Here is a 23,285-nt window from a genome sequence, read left to right as displayed (position 1 = left end):
AACCAAGATCCGGGTTCCTTTCTAGATGTCCACAAGGCCGTCCATGGCGTATGCCGCGTGCGCGGCGCTCAGAAGTCGATCTGCGCCGACAACAGCAGCGTACGGGGCGCCGCCACGGTGGCGTAGGTACCGCTGACCAGCCAGTAGTCCTTGTTGAACAGGTTTTCGATATTGGCGCGGAACACCACCGACTTGCCCATGACGTCGGTGACGTAGCGCGCGCCGATGTCGTAGCGGGTCCATGACGGAACGTTGATGGTGTTGGACGCGTTGAAATACGTGGACGACGTGTGGATGACCCGTGCGTTCAGGCTCAGGCCGCGCACCCACGGGGTATCCCAATCGACGCCCAGGTTGAAGGTGTTGTCGGGCACGCCGTTGGCATCGTTGCCGTCGTTCACGCCGCCCGCCGTGCGCTTGAGCTTGGCATCGAAGAACGTCGTGCTGGCCATCATGCGCAGGCCGCGCACCACTTCTCCATAGGCCGAGAGCTCGAGCCCGCGATTGCGCTGTTCGCCGTCGAAGCTGTAGATATTGGTGTCCGGGTCCGTGATCGCATTCGGCTTGTCGATCTGGAAGACGGAAACCGTGGTGATGACGCTGCCCCAGTCGACCTTGACGCCCGCTTCGTATTGCTTGGACTTGTACGGCGCGAAGACCTGGCCCGCGTTCGCCGCGGTGGCCGGCGCGATGCCGCCGCGCGTCAGGCCCGAGGTGAAGTTCCCGTACAAGGACACATTCGATACAGGCTTGAACACGATGCCCGCCAGCGGCGACACCGCGCTTTCGTCATAGGAAGAGGTGCGCGCGCCGGTCGTGGTGGAATAGTTGTCCAGCACCACGCGCTGGTCGCGCAGGCCGCCGGTAATCAGCAGCATGTCGTTGGCGAATGACAGCGTATCCGTCAGCGCGATGCTGGAAAGCTCCGTATCCGAGGCCTTCTGGGGCGATGTGCGGTCGGCCGTGATGGGTGGCAGGGGCGAGGGATGATAAATATTGGACGCGTTGCGGGTGGCCGAGGTGACGTAGGCATTGCCGGCCTCCTGGTCCAGGCGCGTGGCGCCCAGGGTCAGGGTATGGCCCACGCCCCAGGTATTGAAACGCGCGCGCACGCCGACATCCGCGGTCGAGGTCTTGCTGTAGGAGTCGTAGTACGCGTTGGTGACGGTGAAGTTGCCCTGCTGGTCCACCGGCCCCGAGGGAAAAGTCTGGTCCGCCGAACCGTAGCGGTAGCCGGCGGCGCCGTAGACCGTGATGTGGTCGGTCACGTCGTACTCGACGCGGCTCATCACGGTGGAGTCCTGCAGTTTCAGCTTGGTGCCGGGGTAGAAATTCCGGTGCCCGGAGGGCGGATCGGGCAATGACGTGACCGAGGACTGGAAGCCGATCTGCGGCCGGAAATTGTCGGTGTCCTCGCGCTGGTCATAGGCGTCCAGCGACCAGCGCAGGCGGGTGCCGCGGTAATCCAGCGCGACGGCGCCCACCGTCTGCTGCTGGTTGCCGTTGTCGATGGAGGTCGCGCCATCCTTGTATACGCCGTTCACGCGTATGCCCCAGGCGTTGTTCTCGCCGAAACGGCGGCCCACGTCGAACTGCCCGCCCAGCTGCCCCTTGCTCTGGTAGGTCGTGGTGACACGGGTCAGCGGATCGTCGCCGGCGCGCTTGGTCACGATGTTGATGCCGCCGCCGATGCTGCCGTTGGGACTGATGCCATACATCAGCGTGCCGGGGCCTTTCAGGACCTCTACCCGCTCCATGATCGCGGCCGGCATGCGGCTGGCGGACGACAGCCCGTACAAGCCGTTCAGCCCCACGTCGCTGCTGCTCACGGTGAAGCCGCGGATCTGGAAGTCCTCGCCGAAGCCGTTGCTGGCGGTCAGCATGCGCACCGAAGACTCATTGACCACGACGTCGGCCAGGGTGCGGGCCTGTGCGTCCTCGATGGCCTCGGCGGTGTAGTTGGTCGTGCTGAACGGCACATCCATCACGTTGGAGGTACCCAGAATCCCCAGGCTGCCGCCGGTGGCGATCTGCCCGCCCGCGAAGGCCGGCGGCAGGCCGTCGTCGGCCGTGGCCTGGACTTTCACGGCGGGCAGCTGGACCGCGTGCCCGGCGGCGGCGCCTTCCGCCGGCCGGCTCAGCACATAGCTGCCATTGGCTTGCCGGGCAACCCGGATGGGCGTGTGGGCCAGCAGCGCGTCCAGGCCGGCGTCCACCGTGTACGCGCCTTTCAGGCCGTTGCTCATGCGCCCCTGCGTGACCTCCGGCGTGAAGGACAGCATGATGCCCGACTCGCGTCCGAAACGGCCGAGCACGCCCTCCAGCGTCCCGGCGGGGATGTCGTAGTCGCGTGCCTGCTGCGCCGGGGCTTGTGCCAGCGCGGCGGGCGATAGCGCCACGGCGGGGCTTGCCGCCAGGGCGCCATAGGCGATGCGTCCCGCCGCGCACGCCCATGCGGCGCGCCGGGTGACCGATTTCAGGGGGCGCTTGCGTCCCGGGACCTTCTGCATGTGTGGCCTTTCGTGTGAATGAGGATTCGTTCTCATTCGCAATGACCCATGAAAATTCAAAACGGATCAGCCGGCCGTCAGTTTTTTTGTAACAGTGGCTCAGGCGGAGGCCGGCACCAGCCGGATGGCCCGGCCGCCCCAGAGGCGCGTCCGGATTTCCAGCTGGGCGCCGAGCGTCGTGCCCACGGTGCGCATGACCTGGTCGATATCGCGCAACGGGAAGGATCCCGATACGCGCAGGCCGGCCAGGCTGGGCGCACAGGACAGGGAGCCGGCGCTGTAACGGCCCAGTTCCATGAGGAAATCATCCAGGCGCATGCCCTGCGCGATCAGGAAGCCGTCCTTCCAGGCGACGCTGGACTCGTCGATCTGGCGCGGCGGCGTGATTTCCATTGCGGTATAGGCGGCGGCATAGCCGGCCTGCACATCCAGCGAACGGTCGTCCCCGCGCGGCCGGATCCGCACCGCGCCTTGCAGGACGGCGATGCGCGTCTCGCCTTCCTGGCGCCTTACCGCGTATTCGGTCCCCAGCGCCTGGGCGGTGCCATCGGCCGTCTCGACCAGGAAGGGCCGCGGCGCCGACGCCGGATCGATCGCCGTGGCAATGAAAATCTCGCCGGCGACCAGCCTGATGCGCCGCTCGGCGGCGTCGAAGCGCACATCGATGGCGCTGCCAGTGTTCAGCATCGCGCGCGTGCCGTCGGCCAGGACCAGCAGGCGGCGTTCGCCCACGGCCGTCCGGTAGTCGGAACGCCATATTTCCCACGGCGCGTATTCGCGCACGCCCCATGCCGCGCCCCCCGCGAATAGCAGCGCGGCCAGCGTCTTGATGGCACGGCGGCGGCGGGCCGACTCGGGCGCCAGCAGGGCCGCTTGCGCGATGGCCGCGTGCATGGAGGAAGCCAGGGGCTGCAATCTGCCGCTGACCGCCTCGATACGCTGCCACGCGCGTTCGTGATCGGGATGCGCGCGGCGCCAGTCCAGCCATTCGCGCCGGCGCGCGTCGCACACATCGTCCGCCTGCAGATCGACCAGCCATTCCAGCGCACGCTCGGCCACATGGGGTGGAATCCCGGCCGCATCGGGTGTGTCGCGATACCAGGGAGAGGCGGACAAGGCGGGTTTCATCCGGTGAAAGACAGGTCGGCGAAAAAGCAGCGCTGCAAGGCCTTGACGATGTAGCGCTTGACGGTGGGCACGGAGATCTCCAGCGCATCGGCGATCTGCGCATGAGTCTGGCCGTCCAGCTGGGACAGCAGGAAGGCCCGGCGCACGATGGCCGGCAGGCCGTCCAGCAGCCTGTCCAGCTCGACCAGCGTTTCGAGCACGATGGCGCGGGCCTCGGGCGACCATGCCAGTTCCCGCGGCACCTGGGCCAGGGCTTCCAGATAGGCTTTTTCCAGCTTTTCGCGGCGCCAGTGGTTGGACACCACCCGCTGCGCCACGGTGGTCAGGAAGGCGCGAGGCTCGTCCAGCGTCGTTGGCACGCGGTCGCTGCTGAGCAGGCGGATAAAGGTATCGTGCGCCAGGTCGGCCGCCTGGTCCGCGTCCCCCAGGCGCCGCTGCAGCCATCCCTTCAGCCAGGAATGGTGGTCGCTGTAGAGCGATTCCACCGTAGTGGGAAAAAAGTATCCCGAGGTACCCACGATCTCGCCTTTTGTCGGACCGGGCCATCCGCCGGGACAGTCCCGGGCCGGCCGCTTATACGCAAATAGTAATCGTTACCATTATCAAGTGTACACTGAGCGGGGATACGGCGCGAGGCGTCGAAGTGGGGCGTCGAAGTGGGATGACGGATAGACCCGCGGATCCCTCGCCTCAGACCCCGGCCTGCGGCATTAGGGGGCCCAGTATACGAATCATTTAAGTCATCATTTGATGATAAAATCAGTGCCTAGCATTTTCTGTGCAGGAGGCCGCCATGCGAACTACGATCGCGCTCGATGATGATTTACTGGCCAAGGCGCAGGCCTATACAGGTGTCCAGGAGAAATCGGCGCTGGTGCGTGAAGCACTGAAGGCACTGATCCAGCGCGAAGCGGCCAAGCGGCTCATCGCCCTGGGCGGAAGCCAGCCCGGCATGGAAGCGGCTCCGCGCCGGCGGCAGGACCTGGAATGATCCTGGTCGATACGTCGGTTTGGATCGACCACCTCAATGCGTCCGAACCGCTATTGGCCAGCCTGCTGGCGGACGGACAAGTGCTCGTACACCCTTTTGTGATCGCCGAGATCGCCCTGGGGAGCGTGAAAGACCGCGAGGCCGTACTTGGCGCATTGCGCGATCTGCCCAACGCGCTCGTTGCGACGCCCCAGGAAACGCTGTTCCTCATCGAGCGCGAAGGGCTGTACAACCGCGGCATCGGTTACGTAGACACATCTTTGCTGGCCTCCGCGCGATTGCAGCCGGGCACAACGGTATGGACGCGGGACAAAAGGCTGGCGCGGGCTGCCGACGAACTCGGACTAAGCCCGAACCTGTTGCATTAGTCTCGCCAGTCCCGCCCCTGCACAGCCGCGCCTTCAGCCCCCAAGCACCGCCAGATCCAGCACGTGGCTGCGCCCTATCCATATCGCGCGGTCGCGATGGTCCGTCAGTGCATCGCCGGTATTCGGATGCAGGAACACATCCAGGCCGTCATGGTGCAGCGCCAGCCAGGTGGCGATGCGGGCGAATTCCTCCGGCTTGAACGCCACCTGGTAGCTCCAGCGGGGATGCGGCCCGACCGGGCGCTCATGAAAGCGCCCCATCTGCATCGCCGCGCCGAAGGTCGCGACGATGCGCTCGCGCAGCGCCCAGGCGGCATCGCGCGTGGCGGCATCGAAGTACACGTGCGCGTGCCAGCTTTCCACGGCCGGGGACTCGCCGGACCGGCGTGCGGGATCGGCGGGGATCATGGCCGGGCACCCGCGGCGCCGCTTGCGCCGCTGGCGTCCTGCCCCGCGGCCTGCAGCTTGTCCTGGGTGCGCGTATCGAAGTCCGACGCATCATGGCGCTCGTGCAGCTGGCTGGCCGGATCGCCGTTCACGCGGTTCACCATCCGGCCGCGCCGCACGGCGGGCCGGGCGGCGATGGCGTCGGCCCATCGCTGCACATGCTTGTAGTCCTGCACCGACAGGAATTCGCCGGCGCCATACACCAGGCCCTTCACCAGGCTGCCGTACCACGGCCAGATGGCGATGTCGGCGATGGTGTAGTCGGCGCCGGCAATGTATTCGTTGTCCGCCAGGCGCTTGTCCAGCACGTCGAGCTGGCGCTTGGTTTCCATGGCGAAGCGGTCGATCGCGTATTCGATCTTGATGGGCGCATAGGCGTAGAAGTGGCCGAAGCCGCCGCCCAGGTAGGGCGCGCTGCCCATCTGCCAGAACAGCCACGACAGGCATTCCGCGCGCTCGGCGGGCGAACGGGGCAGCAAGGCGCCGAACTTTTCCGCCAGGTAAAGCAGGATGGCGCCGGATTCGAACACGCGTATGGGACGCGGGCCGCTGCGGTCCATCAACGCGGGAATCTTGGAATTGGGGTTCACCTTGACGAAGCCGCTGCCGAACTGGTCGCCCTCGCCGATGCGGATGAGCCAGGCGTCGTACTCGGCGCCGCGATGCCCCAGCGCCAGCAGCTCTTCGAGCATGATGGTCACCTTCTGGCCATTGGGCGTGGCCAGCGAATACAGCTGCAGGGGATGGCGGCCGACGGGAAGCTCCTTCTCGTGCGTCGGCCCGGAAACCGGGCGGTTGATGCTGGCGAAATGACCGCCGTTGGGCTTGTTCCAGGTCCAGACTTTCGGCGGCACGTATTCGGTTGTATCGCTCACAGACAGCTCCTATTCAGCATCGGCCATGTCCATGGCCGGTATGGATGGCGGCCGGCGCCCCGGCTGGGACGCACGCCACCGCGATCGCGGCGGCGCAAGGCCATGCTTCCGTATAGCACCGCCCGAGGGCCCGCCGGCGCAAGCCCACACGCGGCGTGCGGTATTCTCCGGTGCAGGTCATACCGATGCGGAGCAAATGTGGCGCACATCATTCCGGACGGCTGGGAGAACCAGCGGCGCAGCGGCCCGGCACAACGCGAACTGGATACGCTGGCGCGGCTGAAGGCCGGCCTGCCCGACGACTACACGGTCTACCACGCCGTGCACTGGACCAATGTCGAAGGCCGCCACGCGATCTACGGCGAAATCGATTTCGTGATCGCCAACCGCTCGGGCGATCTGCTGGTCATCGAACAGAAAACCGGCGCGCTGGACGAAACGCCGGACGGCCTGGCCAAGCGCCACGAAGGCAAGGCCAGGCTGGTTGCGGTGCAGATGGCGCGCACCGCGGACAGCCTGCGCGCGAAGCTGGCGCGCAGCCTGGATGGCGCCGAAATCACGCTGGACTATCTGCTGTACTGCCCCGACCACCGCGTGCTGGCGCCCACCACCGCGGGACTGGTGCCGGAACGCATCGTCGATGCTTCCCGCCGCGACCGCCTGTGCGGCGTGATCAAGGACATCCTGCCGCCTGGCGCGCCCTCGCCCCTGGCGGCGCGGGTGGACCGCTTCCTGCGCGACATCATCCGGCTGGAGGTCGACGTCAGCGCGCTGATCGGCCAGACGCGGACGCTGGTGACGCGGCTTGCCGGGGGCCTGGCGCACTGGGCACGCCAGCTGGATATCGATCCCTATCGCCTGCGCGTCACGGGCACGGCCGGTTCGGGCAAGACGCAGCTGGCGCTGGCCGAATACCGGGACGCCGTCGACCAGGGCAAGCGGCCGCTCTATGTGTGCTTCAACCGGCCGCTGGCCGATCACTTCAACCGCATCGCGCCGCGGGGCGGCCTGGTCTGTTCTTTCCACATGCTTTGCGACCGCCTGCTGCGCGCCGCCGGCCGGGCGCCGGACTTCTCGCAGCCGGACGCCTTCGACAGGCTGGTGGACGAAGCATCCACGCTGCCGGTGCCCGCGGACTTCCTGTTCGATACGGTGATCGTCGACGAAGGCCAGGATTTCGATGCCCGCTGGCGCGATACCGTGCTGCGGCTGGCGAAACCCGCGGCGCGCGTACTGTGGCTGGAAGATCCGATGCAGAACCTGTACGGCAACACGCCGCCGGAGCTGCCCGGCTGGGTACGGATGCGTGCGCAAAGCAATTTCCGCAGCCCGCGGCCGGTGGTCGGTTTCCTGCAGACCATCCTGCCCGACGACACCCACATTGACGCCCAAGCGCCGGTGCTGGATGCGGATGTGGAAGTGCTGGCCTACCACGACGAGGAAACCCTGGCGCGCGCGGTCAAGCAAGGCATACGCAAATGCTATTCGGCCGGCTTCCGGCAAGAGGACGTGGCGCTCCTGAGCTATCACGGCCACAAGTCCTCCCAGGTGCTGCGCAAGGACAGGCTGGGCCCGCACACGCTGCGCCGCTTCACCGGCCAGTACGACATGTTCGGCCAGCCCGAGTATTCCGCCGGCGAGATCCTGGCCGAATCGGTGTATCGCTTCAAGGGCCAATCCATCCCCGCGGTCGTGTTCGCCGAGATCGACTTCGACGCCCTGGATGAACAGGCGGTGCGCAAGCTGTTCGTCGGCGCCACGCGGGCCACGCTCAAGCTGATCCTGGTCGCCGCCGAACCGGCCGCGGCCGTCCTGCGCGACAAACTGGGGCGGCGGGCCGGCGACGAAGATACATGAGTTTCAGTAACATCGGCCAACATCTTGCTGTTCGCATGCATCGGCCAGCATGTTGGCGTCTTCCTCACGGCAGGGCTGGACGCGGGCACGCAAAGTTTGTATACTTCTTGTCTTTCCCAAGCGTCGACCATCCGACGCCATAACAATCAAGCGCGTTCAATCGTGCCGTCCGGGGGTGTATCCACCGCGGCGGCCGCCGGCAAGCCATCGCCCATGTCGATGCCGCCGTTGCGCGATGCCGCCACGCGGGCCACGGCCCGCCGCATCGCGCGCCGGGAAGATCCGCCGCGATCCCTTCCCTTCTGAACGTTTCTCGGTTCCGACCGATGCTGCGTGCCAGGCCCGCGCCATGCGCGCATGGCGCGGCATTGCCGTTTGGCGCGCCCAACACACGGAGGCCCAGGCATGAATATCCGGCCGGTCAAGTACGCCGCCACGCTCGCCGTTATCGCGGCGGCCCTGTTGCTGCTGGGTAGCGCCATCGGCGCGGACGCCTGGCGCCAATACCGCGACGACCTGCTGTACTACGCCCAGCGGCATCTGGTACTGGTGGGATATTCCATGGCCCTGGCTCTGGCCGTGGGCCTGCCGGCCGGCGTGCTGCTCAGCCGCCGCTGCGCCGCGCGCTATGCCGAACGCCTGATGCAGGTCTTCAATGTCGGCAACACCATCCCGTCGCTGGCGGTGCTGGCCATCGCGCTGGGCATATTCGGCATCGGCGAGCCTCCCGCCGTCACGGCGCTGTTCCTGGCCTCGCTGCTGCCGATCGTGCGCAATACCTATGAAGGCATGAAAAGCGTGCCGCCCGCCATGCTGGAGGCCGCGCGCGGCATCGGCATGACGCCGTGGCAGGCGCTGTGGCGCGTGGAGCTGCCCAACGCGCTGCCCATCATCGTGGGCGGCGTGCGCACCGCGCTGGCCATCAATGTCGGTACCGCGCCGCTGGCCTACTTGATCGGGGCGGACAGCCTGGGCACGCTGATCTTCCCGGGTATTTACCTGAACAACATTCCGCAAATGCTGATCGGCGCCGCGGCCACGACCATCCTGGCCCTGGTGCTGGACGGCATCGTCGCGGCGGCCGGTCGCCGCGCCCTGGCCTGGCGCGTGCGCCCGGCATGAAAGACCACGAAGGAGACACCCCGACGATGCAGCGATTCCAACGCGGGACATGCCGCCTGCTCCGCGCGCCGATAGGCGCCCTGCTGTTCGCGCTGTGCTGCGCCGCGCTGGCGCCGGCCGCGGCGCGCGCCGCCGATACGCTGCGCATCGGCGCGAAAAACTTTACCGAGCAATACGTGCTGGCGCAGATCACCGCCGACTATCTGCGCGCCCGGGGCTACGACGTCGACACGCGCGCCGGCCTGGGCAGCACGCTGATGCGCAGCGCCCAGGAAAACGGCCAGCTGGACATCGTGTGGGAATACACGGGCACCGCGGCGCTGGTCTACCTGAAGATCCCGGATGCGGTAAAGCTCAGCGTCCAGGACCTCTACCGGAAGGTCAAGCAGGCCGACGCGCAGCGCGGCCTGGCATGGCTGGACGCCTCGCGCCTGAACAACACCTACGCGCTGGGCGTGCCGCAGGAAGTGGCGCGGCGCTGGAACGTAAAGACGATCTCGCAGCTGGTGGACAGGCTGCGCGGCGAACCCGGCCGCCGGCACATCTTCGCGATGGACGCCGAATTCGCCAACCGGCCGGACGGCCTGCGACCCCTGGCCGCCACCTACGGCATGGCGTTCGACCGCCGCGAGCTCAAGCAGATGGATCCGGGGCTGGTCTATACGGCGCTGCATAACAACCAGGTCACGGTGGGGCTGATCTACACCACGGATGGCCGCGTACGCGGTTTCAACATCGTGGCGCTGGAAGACGACCGGCACTTCTTCCCCAACTACAACGCCACGCCGGTGGTGCGCCAGGAGGTGCTGGACCGCCATCCGCGGCTGGCCACGCAGTTGAATGCCCTGTCGGCCGCGCTGGACAACGACGCCATGCTGGAGATGAACAAGCAGGTGGACATCGACGGCCGGTCCGTGCGCGACGTCGCGGCGGACTTCCTGCGCACCCACGAACTACCCTGACCGGAAACGCCATGACGCTATACGACTATCTGTCGGCCAACTGGCCCGATCTGCTGGCCCTGACGCTGCAACATATCTACCTGGTCGCTTGCGCCGTGGGTTGCGCCATCCTGGTGGGCGTGCCGGCGGGCATCCTGATCAGCCGCCACCAGTGGCTGGCGCCGGCGCTGCTGGGCGTGGCGACCGTGGTGCTGACGCTTCCGTCCATTGCGCTGTTCGGCCTGATGATTCCCGTGCTGTCGCGCTTCGGCGCCGGCATCGGCGCCGTGCCGGCCGTCATCGCGGTATTCCTGTATTCGCTGCTGCCCATCATGCGCAATACCTACCTGGCCTTGCACAACGTCAGCCCCGGCATCAAGGAAGCCGGCATCGGCATCGGCATGACGTTCTGGCAGCGGCTGCGGCTGGTGGACCTGCCGCTGGCGGTGCCGGTCATCCTGGGCGGCGTGCGTACCGCCGTCGTCATGAACATCGGCGTCATGACCATCGCCGCCGTGATCGGCGCGGGCGGCCTGGGCACGCTGATCCTGCGCGCCATCGGCCAGAGCAGCATGATGAAGCTGCTGGTGGGCGCCGTGCTGGTCAGCCTGCTGGCCATCGCCTGCGACCTCGCGCTGCAAGCCTTGCAGCGCCTGCTGACTTCGAAGGGAGTACAAAAGCCATGATAGAACTCGATCGCCTGACCAAGACCTATATCCAGAAGGACGGCAAGCCGTTCAATGCCGTGGACGCGGTCAGCCTGAACGTCGAGGAAGGCGAGTTCTGCGTATTCCTGGGCCCCTCGGGTTGCGGCAAGACGACCACGTTGAAGATGATCAACCGCCTGGTCGCCCCGTCGTCGGGCCGGGTACTGGTCAATGGACAGGACACGCTGGCCATGGACGAAGTGGAGCTGCGGCGCCACATCGGCTACGTCATCCAGCAGATCGGCCTGTTTCCCAACATGACGATAGAAGAAAACATCACCGTCGTGCCGCGCCTGCTGGGCTGGGACAAGAAGCGCTGCCGCGAGCGCGCGGCCGAACTGATGGCGATGGTGGCCCTGGATCCCAAGGTCTACATGAAGCGCTACCCGCGCGAGCTGTCCGGCGGACAGCAGCAGCGCGTGGGCGTGATCCGCGCCCTGGCCGCCGATCCGCCGGTGCTGCTGATGGACGAGCCCTTCGGCGCCGTGGACCCGATCAACCGCGAATCCATCCAGAACGAGTTCTTCCAGATGCAGCGCGCGCTGAAGAAAACCGTCATCATGGTCAGCCACGACATCGACGAAGCCATCAAGCTGGGCGACAAGATCGCGGTGTTCCGCCGCGGCAAGCTGGTGCAGTTCGACCATCCGGATACCTTGCTGGCGCATCCGCACGACGAATTCGTCGGCGCCTTCGTCGGGCAGGACGCCACGCTCAAGCGCCTGCTGCTGGTCAAGGCCGGCGATGCCGCCGCGCAACCGGGCACCGCGCACGCGGACACGCCGCTGGCCGACGCCTATCGCGAGATGGAAGAAAACGACAACGGCCACCTGACCGTCGTCGACCGCGACAACCAGGCGCTGGGCTTCGTGCAGCGGCGCGTGGCCCGCAACGGACAGGGCACGTGCGGCCAGCATCTGCGCACGTTCTCCGCCACCGTCGCGCCGGACGACAATCTGCGCATCGTGCTGTCGCGCATGTACCAGTTCAATTCCTCCTGGATGCCGGTCATCGACGCCGAGAAAGGCTATCTCGGCGAGGTCACCCAGGATTCGATCGCCAATTACCTGAGCTCCGGACGGTCGCGCCACCACAAGGGGCAGATCGCGATGCCCTGGCAGACTCAATGAGCGCTGGCGCGCGCGTAGAAGCCCTGCCGCGCCAGCAGCGTTTCGTGCGTGCCGGCCTGCGCCAGCCGGCCATCCTGCAGGACCAGGATCAGGTCCGCCTGCTGGATGGTCGATAGGCGGTGCGCGATCACCAGTGTCGTGCGGTGCTGCATCAGCACCTGCAGCGAACGCCGCACTTGCAGTTCGGACAGGGTATCCAGGTGCGAGGTGGCCTCGTCCAGGATCAGCACCGGCGCGTTCTTCAGGAAGGCGCGGGCGATGGCGATGCGCTGGCGCTGGCCGCCCGAGAGCTGCATGCCGCGTTCGCCCACCCGGGTCGCCAGGCCGTCCGGCAGCGCGCGCACGAAGTCCGCCAGCGCGGCCTGGTCCAGCGCGGCGCGCAGATCCGCCTGGCTGGCGTCCGGCCGCGCCAGGCGGATATTGGCCTCCAGGGTGTCGTTGAACAGATAGGTGTCCTGCGTCACCAGCGCCACGCATTCGCGCAGCCCGTCGAGCTGGAGCTCGCGCAGGTCGATGCCGCCCAGGCGGATAGTGCCCTGGCCGGGATCCCAGAACCGCAGCACCAGGCTGGCCACGGTGCTCTTGCCGGCGCCGGACGCGCCGACAATGGCCACCATGGCGCCGGCCGGCACCGTGAAGCTCAGGTCCTGCAGTGCGTTGCGGCGGTTGCCGGGATAGGCGAAGCCGACCCGGTCGAATTCCAGCGCCAGGCCGGCTGGCGCCCGCGGCGCGGGCAAGGGGCCGTCGCGCACGGGCTCGGGCTCGTGGCTGACAACATGCAGGCGGCGCGACGCCGCCACCGTGTCGGCCAATTGCCTGCTGACCTGCGAGATTTCCGATACCGGCAGGAAGGTGGCCAGCGAAATCAGGATCAGCAAGGGCAGCATGCCCGCGTCCAAGGTGCCGGCCGTCACCTGCAAGGCGCCCACCACGGCGACCGCCAGCCCGCCCGCGCCCATCGCGATTTCGAAGCGCGCGGTCTGCGCGGACAGGTCGCGCAGGATATCCAGCCGGCGCCGGCCATAGCGCTCGGCGAGCTGCAGGAATTGCCCGCGGCGCCGCGCCGTCGCCTGGAATGCGGTCAGCTCGCCCAATCCCTGGATGGTGTCGGTGGCGTGGGCGCTCATCTCGCCCAGCGCGGCGCGCGCCTTGTCGCCCAGCGCGTCCACATGCCGCCGTCCACGTATGGGCGCGATCAGCGCATAGGCCAGGAAGGGTAGCAGCGCCACGGCCACCGGCCAGCTGTAGGCGGACAGAAAGCCCAGCACGGTAAGCGGCACCAAGAGCGCCACGATGGCCGGCGCGATGGTGTGCGCATAGAAGTACTCGATCATCTCGACATCCTGCGTGGCCAGCGACACCAGGTCCCCGGAGCGGCGCTGCAGCAGATAGGCAGGCGCCAGGCGCTCCAGTTTGTCGTACAGCCTGACGCGCATATCGCCCAGCAGGCGGTAGGCCATGGCGTGCGCCAGCCAGGACTCCAGCCAATGGCATAAGGCGGCCAGCGGCGCCGCGACCAGCAGGGCGATGATCAATGCGCCGGGCTCGCGGCCATCGCGGACGGCCGCCACCGCCAGCGCGCTCAATACCCCCACGCCGATATAGGCGGCCACGCGCATCACACCCAGGACGATGGTGGCGGCCAATGTGCCGCGCCATGGCCGCACCACGGCCAGCAAGGTCGCCAGCGTCGCGCGCCAGCCGACGCGCCGGGCGTCCTCGTCCAGCGCGCGCGGCGCGGGACGCGAAGCCGCCGGATCTTCCTTGCCGGCGCCGGCCTCGACGTCGGTGCCCGTGCCGATGTCGATGTCGATGCCGGCGCGCGCGTGGCCGAACGCGGCGCCGCCCGCGGTCATGGCGGGGCCATCCATATCGGCCGGGCGGCCACGCGCCCGAGCCGGCCCGGGCCGGTCGGGCGTGCCGGTCCGCCCGCGCGCCGCATCCTGTTCGTGCATCAGCGCGTAGTACAGCCCGCGCCGGCCCATGAGTTCCGCATGCGTGCCGGCCTCTGCAATGCGGCCGTCATCCAGCACCAGGCAGCGGTCGGCGCCGGCGACGCTGGCCAGCCTGTGCGCCAGGATCAGCGTGGTGCGTCCCGCCATCAGGCGGTCCAGCGCCTGCTGGATGATGGCTTCATTCTCGGTGTCCACCGACGAGAGCGCCTCGTCCAGGATCAGGATGGGCGCGTCGCGCAGCAGGGCCCGCGCGATGGCCAGGCGCTGGCGCTGGCCGCCGGACAGGCGCAGGCCCCGCTCGCCGATGTGCGTGGCGTAGCCATCGGGCAGCGCCATGATGAAATCGTCGATATTGGCGGCGCGCGCCGCGGCGCGCACCTCTTCTTCCGTCGCGTCGAAGCGACCCAGGCGCAGGTTCTCGTCCAGCGTGCCGTGGAATAGCGTGATGTCCTGGCCGACCACGGCGATGCGCGACAGCAGGGCCTGCGCATCCAGGTCGCGCACGTCGTGCCCGCCGATGCGCACGCTGCCGCCCTGGGGCAGGCATTCGCGCAGCAGCAGGCGCACGATGGTGGACTTGCCGGCACCGCTGGGGCCGACGATGCCCACGCGTTCTCCCGCGGCGATGCGGAAGCTCAGGCCCCGGTGCGCCGCGCGCGCCGGGGTATAGGAGAACGTCACCCGGTCGAATTCGATGGTGGGTTCCAGCCGTGCCGGCCGCAGGGCGGCCGCGCCTTCGGCGTGCGCGGTGGCCGCCGATTCCGCGTCCATCAGCGCGTGGATGCTGGCGGCCGCCGACTGGCCCAGCATGCCGCGGTGCAGGACGGCGCGCAGATCGCGCAGCGGCCGGAAGACTTCCGTCCCGGCCATCAGCACGATCAGCAGGGCCTCGACGCTCATCAGGCCGTGGCCCACGCGCCAGGCGCCCAGCGTCAGGGCCAGCGCCGCCCCCAGCGCCACGCCCAGGTCGCTGATCCCGCGCGTCAGCAGGCTGACCGAGAGGACCCACATCGTGCCGTCCGACAGGCCGCGCGCGCGCTCGGCCAGGCGCCTTCCCCAGGACTTGCCCTGCCCGAAGGATTTCAGCGTCGGCAGCCCCTGCACCGCGTCCAGGAATTCTTCGCCGAATTCCTTCAAGGCATCGGATCGCGCCAGGCTGGCACGCCGGTCCAGCCTGTGCACGGCCACCGGCGCAATCAGCGCGAAGATCGCCGCGGCCAGCAGGACCGCTGCCGTCGGCAAGTCCCAGAACGCGATAACGCCGAAGATGGCGAACGGCGCGGCCGCCGCGATGGCCGCCTGGGGCAGGTACTGGCCGAAAAACGTCTGGAGCTGCTCGACGCCGTCCACCACCGTCAGCATCACCCCGCCGGTACGCCGATGGGCGAACCAGGCCGGTCCCAGGGCGACGATACGGTCGTACAGCCGGCCGCGCAGCACCTGCTGGACGGTGGCGGCGCAACGGTTGGCCTGCACCGTGCGCAGGTGATCCAGGCCGGCACGCAGCAGCACCATGGCGGCGACCGCCGCCGCGGGCGGCACCCACGCCTGCCACGGCTCCCCGGCAAAGACGCGCGCCAGCATCAGGCCCAGGAATACATAGCGGGCGATTCCGGCGGCCAGGGCCAGCAGGCCCAGCACGATACCGCCGGCCATCCGCGCCCGCATGCCCTCCGTCAAACGCCATAACCGCCGATCGAAATACATAAGCCCACCCCTCTCTCTCTTCGCGTCCCGGCATTTTGGCCGCCAGTCGGCCGGAACGGGGAGCGATAGTTTTTCGATCGTGGGTTGAGCTAAATTACACCCCATGCCCAACGCTCCCGCCCGTATGCCGCCGCTGGCCGCCCTGCGCGCCTTCGAGGCCGTCGCCCGCCTGGGCAGCCTGAGCCGTGCCGCCGCCGAGCTGCATGTGACCAAGAGCGCCGTCAGCCACCAGCTGCGCGCCCTGGAGGCCGACCTGGGCGTGGTGCTGCTGCGGCGGGGCGCCACCACGCGCCGCGCGGAGCCCACCGACGCCGGCGCCGACTTGCTGGCGTCCGTGCAACAGGCCTTGACCCTGCTGGCGACCGCCTGCCGCAATGTGCGGGCCTCCGCCCGGGAACGGCAGCCCTACCGGCTGAACATTTCCGCGAATCCGTCGCTGGCGGCCTTGTGGCTGGCGCCGCGCATCGGCCGCTTCGTGGCGCTGCATCCGGCCATCGACGTCCAGGTTTATCTGCATACTGCCCAGGACCCGGCCTGGCAGGAACAGGAACTGGACCTGGCCTTCCTGCATATGCGCGAGGAAGGCCCGCACCGCCCCGCCCCGGGCGATATCCCGCTGATGCGTGAATCCGTCGTGCCGGTATGCAGCCCGGCGCTGCTGGGGGACGCCGCGCCGGACGATCCCGCCATCTTCACCCGCCATCGCTGGCTGGAAGAAAAACATGTCGCCAGTCCCGAAACACGCTGGCGCACCTGGCAGCACAGGCTGGGACTGCGCGACGCCGACTGGCAGGAACCGCTGGTGCTGAGCGGCCTGAGCACCGTGGTCTCGGCGGCGGTGGCGGGCGTGGGCATCGCGTTGGGACGCTGCCCCTTGATCGACGAAGAAATCGCCCGCGGTGGATTGGTGACGCTGTCGCCCGCGCTGCGCATGGCGGGATCCTGGGGCTATGTGATGCGCATCCAGCCCGACCGCCGCAACGACACCGCCTTGCCCGCCTTGGTCGAATTCCTGCTGGAGGAAGCGCGGCAGCCCGGCACGTAGGCGTCTTGCAGCAGGCCACGGCGCGATGCGGCCGGACCGGCGGTCATCTTTCGCCGCGGCGCCGACGGTTTCAGGCGCCGGCGCGGCCCTTGGTCCGCCGGGAAGCCTTTTCCGGCAATACCGCTTCCAGCGGTGTGCGGGCGCGCGGCTCCAGCGTCACGGCGATGCGTTCCAGCAAGGCGACCAGCGTCTCGCGTTCGCGCGCATCCAGCGGCGCCATTTGTTCCTCGAACGTGGCGTCCGCCATGGCGCCGGTACGGGCAAGCGCGCGGCGGCCGGCGGCCGTCAGGGCCAGGCGGCGGCGCCGGCGGTCCGCCTCGGCGGTCTCGCGCACCAGCCAGCCCCGTTCTTCCAGGGCCTGTACGATCTGGGACACGCCCACCTTGTTCATGCCGATGGACTTGGCGATGTCGTTCTGGTTGATCCCGTGCACGTGGTGTACGGCCAGCATCACCGAGTACTGGGCCGGCGACAGGCCCAGCGCGGCGAAGTTGTCCTCGAAGATGGCTTCGAAAATCTGATGGGCGCGGCGCATCAGGAAACCGGGACGGCGATACAGCTGGGGCAGTCTTTCGATCGGGCGGGCGGGCATGCGAGGCGATGGATTCCAAAGGCGGCGTCAGGCGCGATGGCCGCTGAGCGCCGCCCCGGCGTGCGCCGGCAGCGCCCGGTAGCGGGGAATCGCCGCCAGCACGAACAGACCCAGGACCAGGAATGCCGCCGAATAGTCCGCGGCGACGGGCGCGCCGCGGCCGCCAAGCTTAGCAGACCATTGCGTGATCAGCGCCGACAGCGCGATACCCAGCATGATGGCCAGCTGCCATGCCATGGTGTTCAAGGTGGTGGCCGACGCCACCTTGCCGGGCGGCAGATCCGCATAGGCCACCGCGGTCACGGCATTGAACTGCACGGCGCGGAAAAACCCGGCCAGCGACACGATCGCCGCGATGGCGCCCATGCTCCACGCGGGCGAGGCGAACAGGGCAAAGCCCGCCAGGGCCACGGCACACAGCAGCCCGTTCCACAACAACACCCGCCGGAAGCCCCAGCGGCGCAGCACGCTGGACGTCCGCGTCTTGGTGAAGAACGCGACGGTACCGCTGACGAGCAACACGATGCCGCTTTGCAGCGCGCTGAAGCCCAGGCCCAGCTGCAGCATCAGGGGCAACAGGAATGGCAGCGCGCCGTAGCCCACCCGGCTAAGGGCGCCGCCCCAGAAGCCGGCGGCGAAAGTGGGCAAAGACAGCAGGCGGAAGTCCATCATGGGGCTATGCAGGCGCCGGAAGCGGCGTACGTACAGCCCCGCGAAAACGGCCAGCGGCACCAGCAGCGCGCCGGCCAGCAGGGCGTCGAAGGCGTGCCTGGCGCGTTCCAGCGCGACCACGGCAAGGCCCAGCACGGCGGCGGCATACAGCCATTCGCGCAGGTCGAAGCGCAGGGTATTGTGCTGGCGCAGCTGGGGCATCACCCGGCGGCACGCGAGCCATCCCGCCAGTCCCACCGGCACGTTGATCAGGAACACCCAGTGCCACGACAGATAGGTGGAGAACAGGCCGCCCAGCGGCGGTCCGAGCATCGGCCCGACCATGGCCGGCGTGGTCATCCAGGCCAGGGCTTCGACCAGTTGCGCCTTGCCGACGGAGTGCACGATGGCGGTGCGGCCCACGGGCACCATCATGGCGGCCCCCATGCCCTGCAGCGCCCGGGCGCAGGTCAGTGCGGGCAGGCTTTGCGACATCGCGCACAGGACGGAACTGGCCACGAAGGTGGCGACCGCCCAGGAAAACGTCGTGCGCGTGCCGTAGCGCGAGGCCACCACCCCGCTCAGCGGAATGAACACCAGCGCGCACAGCAGATACACCGTCATGGTCAGGTTCAGGCTGAGCGGGTCGACGCCGAAATCCCGGGCGATGTCGGGAATGACCGGGCTGATGATGGTGGCGTCGAGCTGCTCCATGAAAAACGCGGCGCCCACCAGGATGGACAAGGGACGGAAACCGCGGGACTCGGACACGGGCTGCATATTCTTTGCGGGACGGTGGGCGAACCGGGCCATTGTGCGAGACGGCCGTCCGGAAGCAAACACGCAATAGTTAATAAGCTAACAATTTTATCTGCGTTGGAAACGCGGGCGCCGGGACGTAGGATGCCGATCATCATCCAACGCATCCCTGACGCACCATGAACGGCATCCACGTCGACGAAGCCAAGCTTGACCGCATCCAGCCCCGTATCCTGGACATGACGCACTACCATCGCGAACCGGTCAGCCTGGACGACATTACCATCGCGCCGTATTCGGCCACCGTGGGCGGACGCGTCACCGGACTGCGGGTGGACGCCGGCACGGAGTTGAGCGCGGCGCACCGCCAGTTCCTGCGCGACGGCCTGCTGCGCCATGGTTTCCTGAGTTTCGAGCCCGGCACCGTGGACGTGGCGCACTTCGAGCGCCTGATCTCGGTGTTCGGCAAGGCCAAGCTGATGAACACGCCCTATACGCCGGAACGAGGCAAGGACGGCCAGTTGAACGCCATCGATTCGTCGATCAAGAAAACCCGGATGAACTACATCTGGCATATGGACCAGGTGTTCCAGCACAACTCGCCGCCGTTCACCGCGCTGTTCGGCGAATCGGTGCCGAAGCTGGGGGGCGACACATTGTTCGCCAACGCCACCGCGGCCTACGACCTGCTCGACCCCTTGCTGGCCGCCTATCTCGAAACACTGACGGCCATCCACGACGTGGAAACCCAGGGCTACCTGACCCTGGCCTATCACGACCTGGCACAGCGGGCGGCGGAGCGCGAAAAATATCCGCCCATCGAAGTGCCCCTGATACGCGTGCATCCCGAGACCGGACGCAAGCAGATCTTCGTCAACGAGCTCTACACCTTGCGCATCCTGGGCGTGACCCGGCGCACCAGCCAGGCCTTGCTGGACGTGCTGTTCGATGTCCTGGGCGCGCCGGAGGTCCAGGCCCGGCACCGCTGGGAAGACGGCGTCGCGCTGATCTGGGACAACCGCACCGTGCAACATCGCGGCGTACCGGACTTCGGCGCGTCGCGGCGCGTGCTGCACCGCGCGCTGGTCGTGTGAGCGGTCGCGCGATCTCCGGACCAACCATCGATCCGCGCGAGCGCGGATTCCATATCCGTACGGGAACGTTAGGGAACGTTATGAAACGCAGGGGATTTCTTCATGCCGCGGGCGCCTTGGCTTCGCTGGCGCTGGCGCGGCAGGCGTGGGCGGCAAGCGCGGACGCCGTGCGCATTACCCTGCCCTCTCCGGGCAGCGCCGGCAGCGCGTGGCAGCCGATGATAGACCGGCTGCACCTGAATGCCGACCCGTCGCTCAAGCTGGACTGGGTGACCGCCGACCCCGGCAAGATGCAGGTCCAATTGAGCGCCGGCTCGCTGGATGTCGGTGTCTTCGGGGCGGTGGGACTGGCCACCCTGGTCAACCGGGGCAGCGACATCGTGCTGTTCGGCCCCGCGCTGAACAACCATGGCCGCTGGATCGTGCGCGGCGATAGCGGTTTCCGCTCGCCCCGCGACCTGGTGGGCAAGACCATCGCCACCACGGCGGAAACCAGCGAGACCTATCAGCAGGCCCGCATCGCGGCCTCGCTGACCGGCATCGACCTGAAGAAGGACGTCAAGGTAATCCATGGTTCGCCGACCGCCAACCTGGCCTTGTTCGAGCGCGGCGATGTCGATGCCATCATTACGCTGGAACCGACGGCCACCCGCCTGGTCGGCCGCGGCGCCAGGGAAATCGCCCGTGTCGCGGATATCTGGAAGCAGGCCACGGGGCAGCCCGACGACCCCTTCCTGGTCGGCCTGGCCGCCAGCCGGCCGTGGTTCGATGCCAACCGCGCGACCGCCGCCAAGCTGGCCGCGCTATTCGAGCGGGTCAACGGCGCAATCGGCCGCGACCCGCGACAACTGCGAGGGATCGCGCGCGAGCTGGGCCTGAAGGCCGACGAGACACGCGCCATCGAACTGCTGCCCCAGCGGCTGGGACCTGCCTACGCCACCCGCTGGGACGCCGGCGTGTTCGCCACCATCGACAAGCAGATCGCGGTTGCCGTGCAACTGGGCCTGCTGGACCGGGCGCCGGGCCGCCCCATCTATGCGCAGGCCTGAATGAACAGCGACAACGCCATCCTGGACGCCCGGCCGCGGCACGAACCGGAGGGGCTTGCGCCGGCGCCGCGCCTGCGCGCGGCGGCACGCCGCACGGGGCCGCAGCTGCTGTTTTTCATCGTACTGGCCGCCGCCTGGGAAACCATGGCGCGCATCCTGCATTCGCCGCTGGTCCCCGACGCCGCCGACGTCGCGTCCGAACTGCTGCGCATTACCGCCAGCGGCTTTGCCTTCAGCGAAATCGGCGTCACCTTCCTGCGCATGTCGCTGGGCTTCCTGCTGGCGCTGGCGATTGCCCTGCCCATCGGCATTCTGGCCGCCGTGTCGCGTTTCGCCGAACGTTTTTTCGAGCCGGGCATCATCCTGGGCCTGACCGTGCCGGGGCTGGTGTGGGCATTGCTGTGCGTAATCTGGTTCGGCGTGTCGCTGGCCTCGCCGGTGGTGGCGGTGGCGCTGGGGGTGCTGCCCGCGCTGGTCATCTCCGTGCAACACGGCATCCGCTCGCTGGACCCCGATCTGGTGGACATGGTGCGCGTCTTCCGCATGCCGCGCGGCATGGTGGTGCGCAGGGTGTGGCTGCCGCTGCTCTACAGCTTCATCATCTCGGGCTGCCGCGTCGGCTTTTCGATCGCCTGGAAAGTCATCGTGCTGGTAGAGATCTTCGGCATGTCCGACGGCGTGGGCTACCAGCTCAACGCGCAGTTCAGCACGCAGAACGTCGAAGGCGTACTGGCCTGGACCATCGCATTCTGGGCGGCGATGCTGCTGGTGGAACACGGCATGTTCCAGCTGCTGGAGGCGCACGCCAACCGCTGGCGGAAGAAAAACCGCTGAGCACGGCGCCTCGCGTCATGGCAGGGCCACGGCGCGAAGCCGCCGCGCCGGCGGGAATGGCGGTTGCGCCGCTTGCGTGTCATCCACGCATCCGACGGAGCCGCACCATGACCGACCAACGTCCCCCCGAAGACCCTACCCGCGTCGCCACCCCCGAGCCCTCCACCAAAAGCCAGGTCGATATCGCCAACGACGTGCAGGAAGGGCTGGGCAACGCCAACGATGAGCGCAAGCGCCGCGAAACGACCGTGGGCGGCAAGGCCACGCAGTTCGACGGCAATCCGAATCCCGAAACGGACGACGAAGGCGGCGTCTTCAGCCCGCCCGACGACACGCCCGCCGTTCTGCCGAAGAAGGAAGGCGTGTAGGCACGCCCGGCGCTTGCCGGCCAGCGCTGCGTGCAGGCGCAGCGCCCGCACGCGCCGACCCTTGCGCGGGCTCACGATGAGCAAGCCATGCATGCAGGAGACCACGAAATGCCGCCGCTGATTCCCATCGCCCGCTTCGATCATCAGGTGACCGGCGTCGCCGTGACGCCGCAGGGCCGCGTCTTTGTCAATTTTCCGCGCTGGACGGAGGACGCGCCGGTGTCGGTGGCGGAAGTGCTGCCCGACGGCCAGCTCGTGCCCTATCCGGACGCGGAATGGAATGCCTGGCGCAATGAGACCGCGTTCGAGAAAGCGCTGGACCGGCATTTCGTCTGCGTGCAGGCCGTGCACGCCGACCGGCACGGCGGCTTGTGGGTGGTGGATCCTGGCGCGCCGGGCAATGAACGGGTACTGCCCGGCGCCGCCAAGCTGGTCCGCATCGAGCTGGGCGACGACACGGTCAGCCGCGTCATCCCCATGCCGGAGGACGTCGCGCTGCAAGGCAGTTATCTGAACGACATCCGCATCAGTCCGGACGGCAAGACCGGCTACATCACGGACTCCGGCGCCAAGGGCGCCATCATCGTGGTGGACCTGGACAGCGGCGCGAGCTTCCGCGCGCTGGACGGCCATCCGTCCACGCAGCTGGAGAAGGACGTCGTCGTCCAGGTCGACGGCCATCCCCTGCGCCGTCCGGATGGCCGGCAGCCCATGTTCGCCTCGGATGGCATCGCCCTGTCGGAAGACGGATCCCTGCTGTACTGGCAGGCCTTGACCGGTCGCACCCTGTACGCCATCGAGACGGCGCGGCTGGCCAGGGACGTGCCGGAGCAGGTCCGCGCCACGGCCGTGCGCAGGCTCGGTACGACCCACGTGGCCGATGGACTGCTGATGAGCCGCGATGGGACCTTGTATTTGACCTCGCCCACGGACAACGCGGTCACGTGCTGGACCGGCGATACCACCCGCGTCGTCGTGCAGGACGATCGCCTGCGATGGCCCGACACCATGGCCGAAGGCCCGGACGGCGCGGTGTACGTGACCGCCTCGCACATCCAGGATACCTGCTGGTTCAAGCCGGACGCGCCGCCGGCGATCCGCACCGCGCTGTTCTCCTTCCAGCCACGGGATTGACCCCTGCCCACCTAGCGCGGC

At 68.0% G+C, this 23,285-nt stretch carries 21 protein-coding genes; 13 read left to right on the top strand and 8 right to left on the bottom strand.

Annotation, left to right across the window (positions count from 1 at the left end):
• Positions 1–68: 68 nt before the first annotated feature.
• The 3 genes from BAU06_RS04125 to BAU06_RS04115 all read right to left on the bottom strand — a co-directional run bounded on the left by BAU06_RS04125 (position 69) and on the right by BAU06_RS04115 (position 4,156).
• A complete protein-coding gene (locus BAU06_RS04125; protein ID WP_197509430.1) occupies positions 69–2,510 on the bottom strand; it encodes a TonB-dependent receptor in 2,442 nt (813 codons plus the stop codon).
• A 99-nt stretch (positions 2,511–2,609) separates the two neighbouring features.
• Entirely contained in the window at positions 2,610–3,626 is a 1,017-nt protein-coding gene (locus BAU06_RS04120) for a FecR family protein (protein ID WP_231933996.1), read from the bottom strand.
• 8 nt (positions 3,627–3,634) lie between these two features.
• Entirely contained in the window at positions 3,635–4,156 is a 522-nt protein-coding gene (locus BAU06_RS04115; RefSeq protein ID WP_066344640.1) for a sigma-70 family RNA polymerase sigma factor, read from the bottom strand.
• Between the two features lie 275 nt (positions 4,157–4,431).
• Here BAU06_RS04115 and BAU06_RS04110 point away from each other — a divergent pair, with 275 nt between their 5' ends.
• Together BAU06_RS04110 and BAU06_RS04105 are read left to right on the top strand one after the other, a co-directional pair.
• Entirely contained in the window at positions 4,432–4,629 is a 198-nt protein-coding gene (locus tag BAU06_RS04110; protein WP_066344638.1) for a type II toxin-antitoxin system VapB family antitoxin, read from the top strand.
• On the top strand, positions 4,626–4,997 hold the full coding sequence (locus tag BAU06_RS04105; protein WP_066344637.1) for a type II toxin-antitoxin system VapC family toxin: 372 nt from the start codon (positions 4,626–4,628) through the stop codon (positions 4,995–4,997). Before BAU06_RS04110 ends, BAU06_RS04105 begins: the two co-directional genes overlap by 4 nt.
• 33 nt (positions 4,998–5,030) lie before the next feature.
• Here the strand turns inward: BAU06_RS04105 and BAU06_RS04100 are convergent, their stop codons facing one another.
• Positions 5,031–5,405, bottom strand: coding sequence for a DOPA 4,5-dioxygenase family protein (locus BAU06_RS04100; RefSeq protein ID WP_066344636.1), 375 nt, complete (start codon positions 5,403–5,405; stop codon positions 5,031–5,033).
• The gene (gene yghU / locus BAU06_RS04095) at positions 5,402–6,319 is read right to left on the bottom strand and encodes a glutathione-dependent disulfide-bond oxidoreductase (RefSeq protein WP_066344632.1); all 918 of its coding nucleotides are present in this window, start codon (positions 6,317–6,319) and stop codon (positions 5,402–5,404) included. Before yghU ends, BAU06_RS04100 begins: the two co-directional genes overlap by 4 nt.
• 198 nt (positions 6,320–6,517) lie before the next feature.
• On the opposite strand from yghU, the gene BAU06_RS04090 reads away from it, so the two are divergent.
• The 5 genes from BAU06_RS04090 to BAU06_RS04070 all read left to right on the top strand — a co-directional run bounded on the left by BAU06_RS04090 (position 6,518) and on the right by BAU06_RS04070 (position 12,076).
• On the top strand, positions 6,518–8,176 hold the full coding sequence (locus BAU06_RS04090; RefSeq protein WP_066344630.1) for an ATP-binding domain-containing protein: 1,659 nt from the start codon (positions 6,518–6,520) through the stop codon (positions 8,174–8,176).
• Positions 8,177–8,581: 405 nt separating this feature from the next.
• Complete coding sequence (locus tag BAU06_RS04085; RefSeq protein ID WP_066344629.1) at positions 8,582–9,298, top strand: ABC transporter permease; 717 nt, start codon at positions 8,582–8,584, stop codon at positions 9,296–9,298.
• A gap of 26 nt (positions 9,299–9,324) precedes the next feature.
• On the top strand, positions 9,325–10,260 hold the full coding sequence (locus BAU06_RS04080) for a glycine betaine ABC transporter substrate-binding protein (RefSeq protein WP_082993515.1): 936 nt from the start codon (positions 9,325–9,327) through the stop codon (positions 10,258–10,260).
• Between the two features lie 11 nt (positions 10,261–10,271).
• The gene (locus BAU06_RS04075) at positions 10,272–10,925 is read left to right on the top strand and encodes an ABC transporter permease (protein ID WP_066344627.1); all 654 of its coding nucleotides are present in this window, start codon (positions 10,272–10,274) and stop codon (positions 10,923–10,925) included.
• On the top strand, positions 10,922–12,076 hold the full coding sequence (locus tag BAU06_RS04070; protein WP_066344622.1) for an osmoprotectant ABC transporter ATP-binding protein OsmV: 1,155 nt from the start codon (positions 10,922–10,924) through the stop codon (positions 12,074–12,076). Before BAU06_RS04075 ends, BAU06_RS04070 begins: the two co-directional genes overlap by 4 nt.
• Here BAU06_RS04070 and BAU06_RS04065 read toward each other — a convergent pair.
• Positions 12,070–15,738, bottom strand: coding sequence for an ABC transporter ATP-binding protein/permease (locus tag BAU06_RS04065; RefSeq protein ID WP_066344617.1), 3,669 nt, complete (start codon positions 15,736–15,738; stop codon positions 12,070–12,072). The two genes, BAU06_RS04070 and BAU06_RS04065, sit on opposite strands and share 7 nt — an antisense overlap.
• Positions 15,739–15,841: 103 nt before the next feature.
• Between BAU06_RS04065 and BAU06_RS04060 the strand changes: the two genes are divergently transcribed.
• Positions 15,842–16,783: a LysR substrate-binding domain-containing protein gene (locus BAU06_RS04060; protein WP_066344614.1), complete on the top strand. Its 942-nt coding sequence runs from the start codon at positions 15,842–15,844 to the stop codon at positions 16,781–16,783.
• A 70-nt stretch (positions 16,784–16,853) separates the two neighbouring features.
• On the opposite strand, the gene BAU06_RS04055 is transcribed toward BAU06_RS04060, so the two are convergent.
• Together BAU06_RS04055 and BAU06_RS04050 are read right to left on the bottom strand one after the other, a co-directional pair.
• On the bottom strand, positions 16,854–17,375 hold the full coding sequence (locus BAU06_RS04055; RefSeq protein ID WP_066344608.1) for a MarR family winged helix-turn-helix transcriptional regulator: 522 nt from the start codon (positions 17,373–17,375) through the stop codon (positions 16,854–16,856).
• A gap of 27 nt (positions 17,376–17,402) precedes the next feature.
• Positions 17,403–18,806 (bottom strand): MFS transporter, encoded by a 1,404-nt coding sequence (locus BAU06_RS04050; RefSeq protein WP_066344603.1) that lies wholly within the window; start codon positions 18,804–18,806, stop codon positions 17,403–17,405.
• Between the two features lie 158 nt (positions 18,807–18,964).
• On the opposite strand from BAU06_RS04050, the gene BAU06_RS04045 reads away from it, so the two are divergent.
• The 5 genes from BAU06_RS04045 (at position 18,965) to BAU06_RS04025 (ending at position 23,264) form a co-directional block, all read left to right on the top strand.
• The gene (locus tag BAU06_RS04045; RefSeq protein ID WP_066344591.1) at positions 18,965–19,879 is read left to right on the top strand and encodes a TauD/TfdA dioxygenase family protein; all 915 of its coding nucleotides are present in this window, start codon (positions 18,965–18,967) and stop codon (positions 19,877–19,879) included.
• Positions 19,880–19,959: 80 nt separating this feature from the next.
• Positions 19,960–20,928: an ABC transporter substrate-binding protein gene (locus BAU06_RS04040; protein WP_082993514.1), complete on the top strand. Its 969-nt coding sequence runs from the start codon at positions 19,960–19,962 to the stop codon at positions 20,926–20,928.
• On the top strand, positions 20,929–21,762 hold the full coding sequence (locus BAU06_RS04035; RefSeq protein WP_066344589.1) for an ABC transporter permease: 834 nt from the start codon (positions 20,929–20,931) through the stop codon (positions 21,760–21,762).
• Positions 21,763–21,869: 107 nt separating this feature from the next.
• Positions 21,870–22,130, top strand: a complete 261-nt coding sequence (locus BAU06_RS04030) for a hypothetical protein (RefSeq protein ID WP_066344588.1) — start codon at positions 21,870–21,872, stop codon at positions 22,128–22,130.
• Between the two features lie 87 nt (positions 22,131–22,217).
• Positions 22,218–23,264 carry an L-dopachrome tautomerase-related protein gene (locus tag BAU06_RS04025; RefSeq protein WP_082993513.1) on the top strand — a complete coding sequence of 349 codons (1,047 nt, stop codon included), beginning with the start codon at positions 22,218–22,220 and terminating at the stop codon, positions 23,262–23,264.
• Positions 23,265–23,285: the final 21 nt, after the last annotated feature.

Source organism: Bordetella bronchialis (assembly GCF_001676705.1).
In the GTDB taxonomy this organism is placed as follows: Bacteria; Pseudomonadota; Gammaproteobacteria; order Burkholderiales; family Burkholderiaceae_B; genus Bordetella_C; species Bordetella_C bronchialis.
This window is presented reverse-complemented; position numbering and strand designations above follow the sequence as displayed.

Coding starts and splice junctions, on each gene's coding strand:
- BAU06_RS04125 (WP_197509430.1), bottom strand. CDS start 2,510: ATGCAGAAGGTCCCGGGACGCAAGCGCCCCCTGAAATCGGTCACCCGG.
- BAU06_RS04110 (WP_066344638.1), top strand. CDS start 4,432: ATGCGAACTACGATCGCGCTCGATGATGATTTACTGGCCAAGGCGCAG.
- BAU06_RS04105 (WP_066344637.1), top strand. CDS start 4,626: ATGATCCTGGTCGATACGTCGGTTTGGATCGACCACCTCAATGCGTCC.
- BAU06_RS04100 (WP_066344636.1), bottom strand. CDS start 5,405: ATGATCCCCGCCGATCCCGCACGCCGGTCCGGCGAGTCCCCGGCCGTG.
- BAU06_RS04085 (WP_066344629.1), top strand. CDS start 8,582: ATGAATATCCGGCCGGTCAAGTACGCCGCCACGCTCGCCGTTATCGCG.
- BAU06_RS04080 (WP_082993515.1), top strand. CDS start 9,325: ATGCAGCGATTCCAACGCGGGACATGCCGCCTGCTCCGCGCGCCGATA.
- BAU06_RS04075 (WP_066344627.1), top strand. CDS start 10,272: ATGACGCTATACGACTATCTGTCGGCCAACTGGCCCGATCTGCTGGCC.
- BAU06_RS04070 (WP_066344622.1), top strand. CDS start 10,922: ATGATAGAACTCGATCGCCTGACCAAGACCTATATCCAGAAGGACGGC.
- BAU06_RS04065 (WP_066344617.1), bottom strand. CDS start 15,738: ATGTATTTCGATCGGCGGTTATGGCGTTTGACGGAGGGCATGCGGGCG.
- BAU06_RS04060 (WP_066344614.1), top strand. CDS start 15,842: ATGCCCAACGCTCCCGCCCGTATGCCGCCGCTGGCCGCCCTGCGCGCC.
- BAU06_RS04055 (WP_066344608.1), bottom strand. CDS start 17,375: ATGCCCGCCCGCCCGATCGAAAGACTGCCCCAGCTGTATCGCCGTCCC.
- BAU06_RS04050 (WP_066344603.1), bottom strand. CDS start 18,806: ATGCAGCCCGTGTCCGAGTCCCGCGGTTTCCGTCCCTTGTCCATCCTG.
- BAU06_RS04045 (WP_066344591.1), top strand. CDS start 18,965: ATGAACGGCATCCACGTCGACGAAGCCAAGCTTGACCGCATCCAGCCC.
- BAU06_RS04040 (WP_082993514.1), top strand. CDS start 19,960: ATGAAACGCAGGGGATTTCTTCATGCCGCGGGCGCCTTGGCTTCGCTG.
- BAU06_RS04035 (WP_066344589.1), top strand. CDS start 20,929: ATGAACAGCGACAACGCCATCCTGGACGCCCGGCCGCGGCACGAACCG.
- BAU06_RS04030 (WP_066344588.1), top strand. CDS start 21,870: ATGACCGACCAACGTCCCCCCGAAGACCCTACCCGCGTCGCCACCCCC.
- BAU06_RS04025 (WP_082993513.1), top strand. CDS start 22,218: ATGCATGCAGGAGACCACGAAATGCCGCCGCTGATTCCCATCGCCCGC.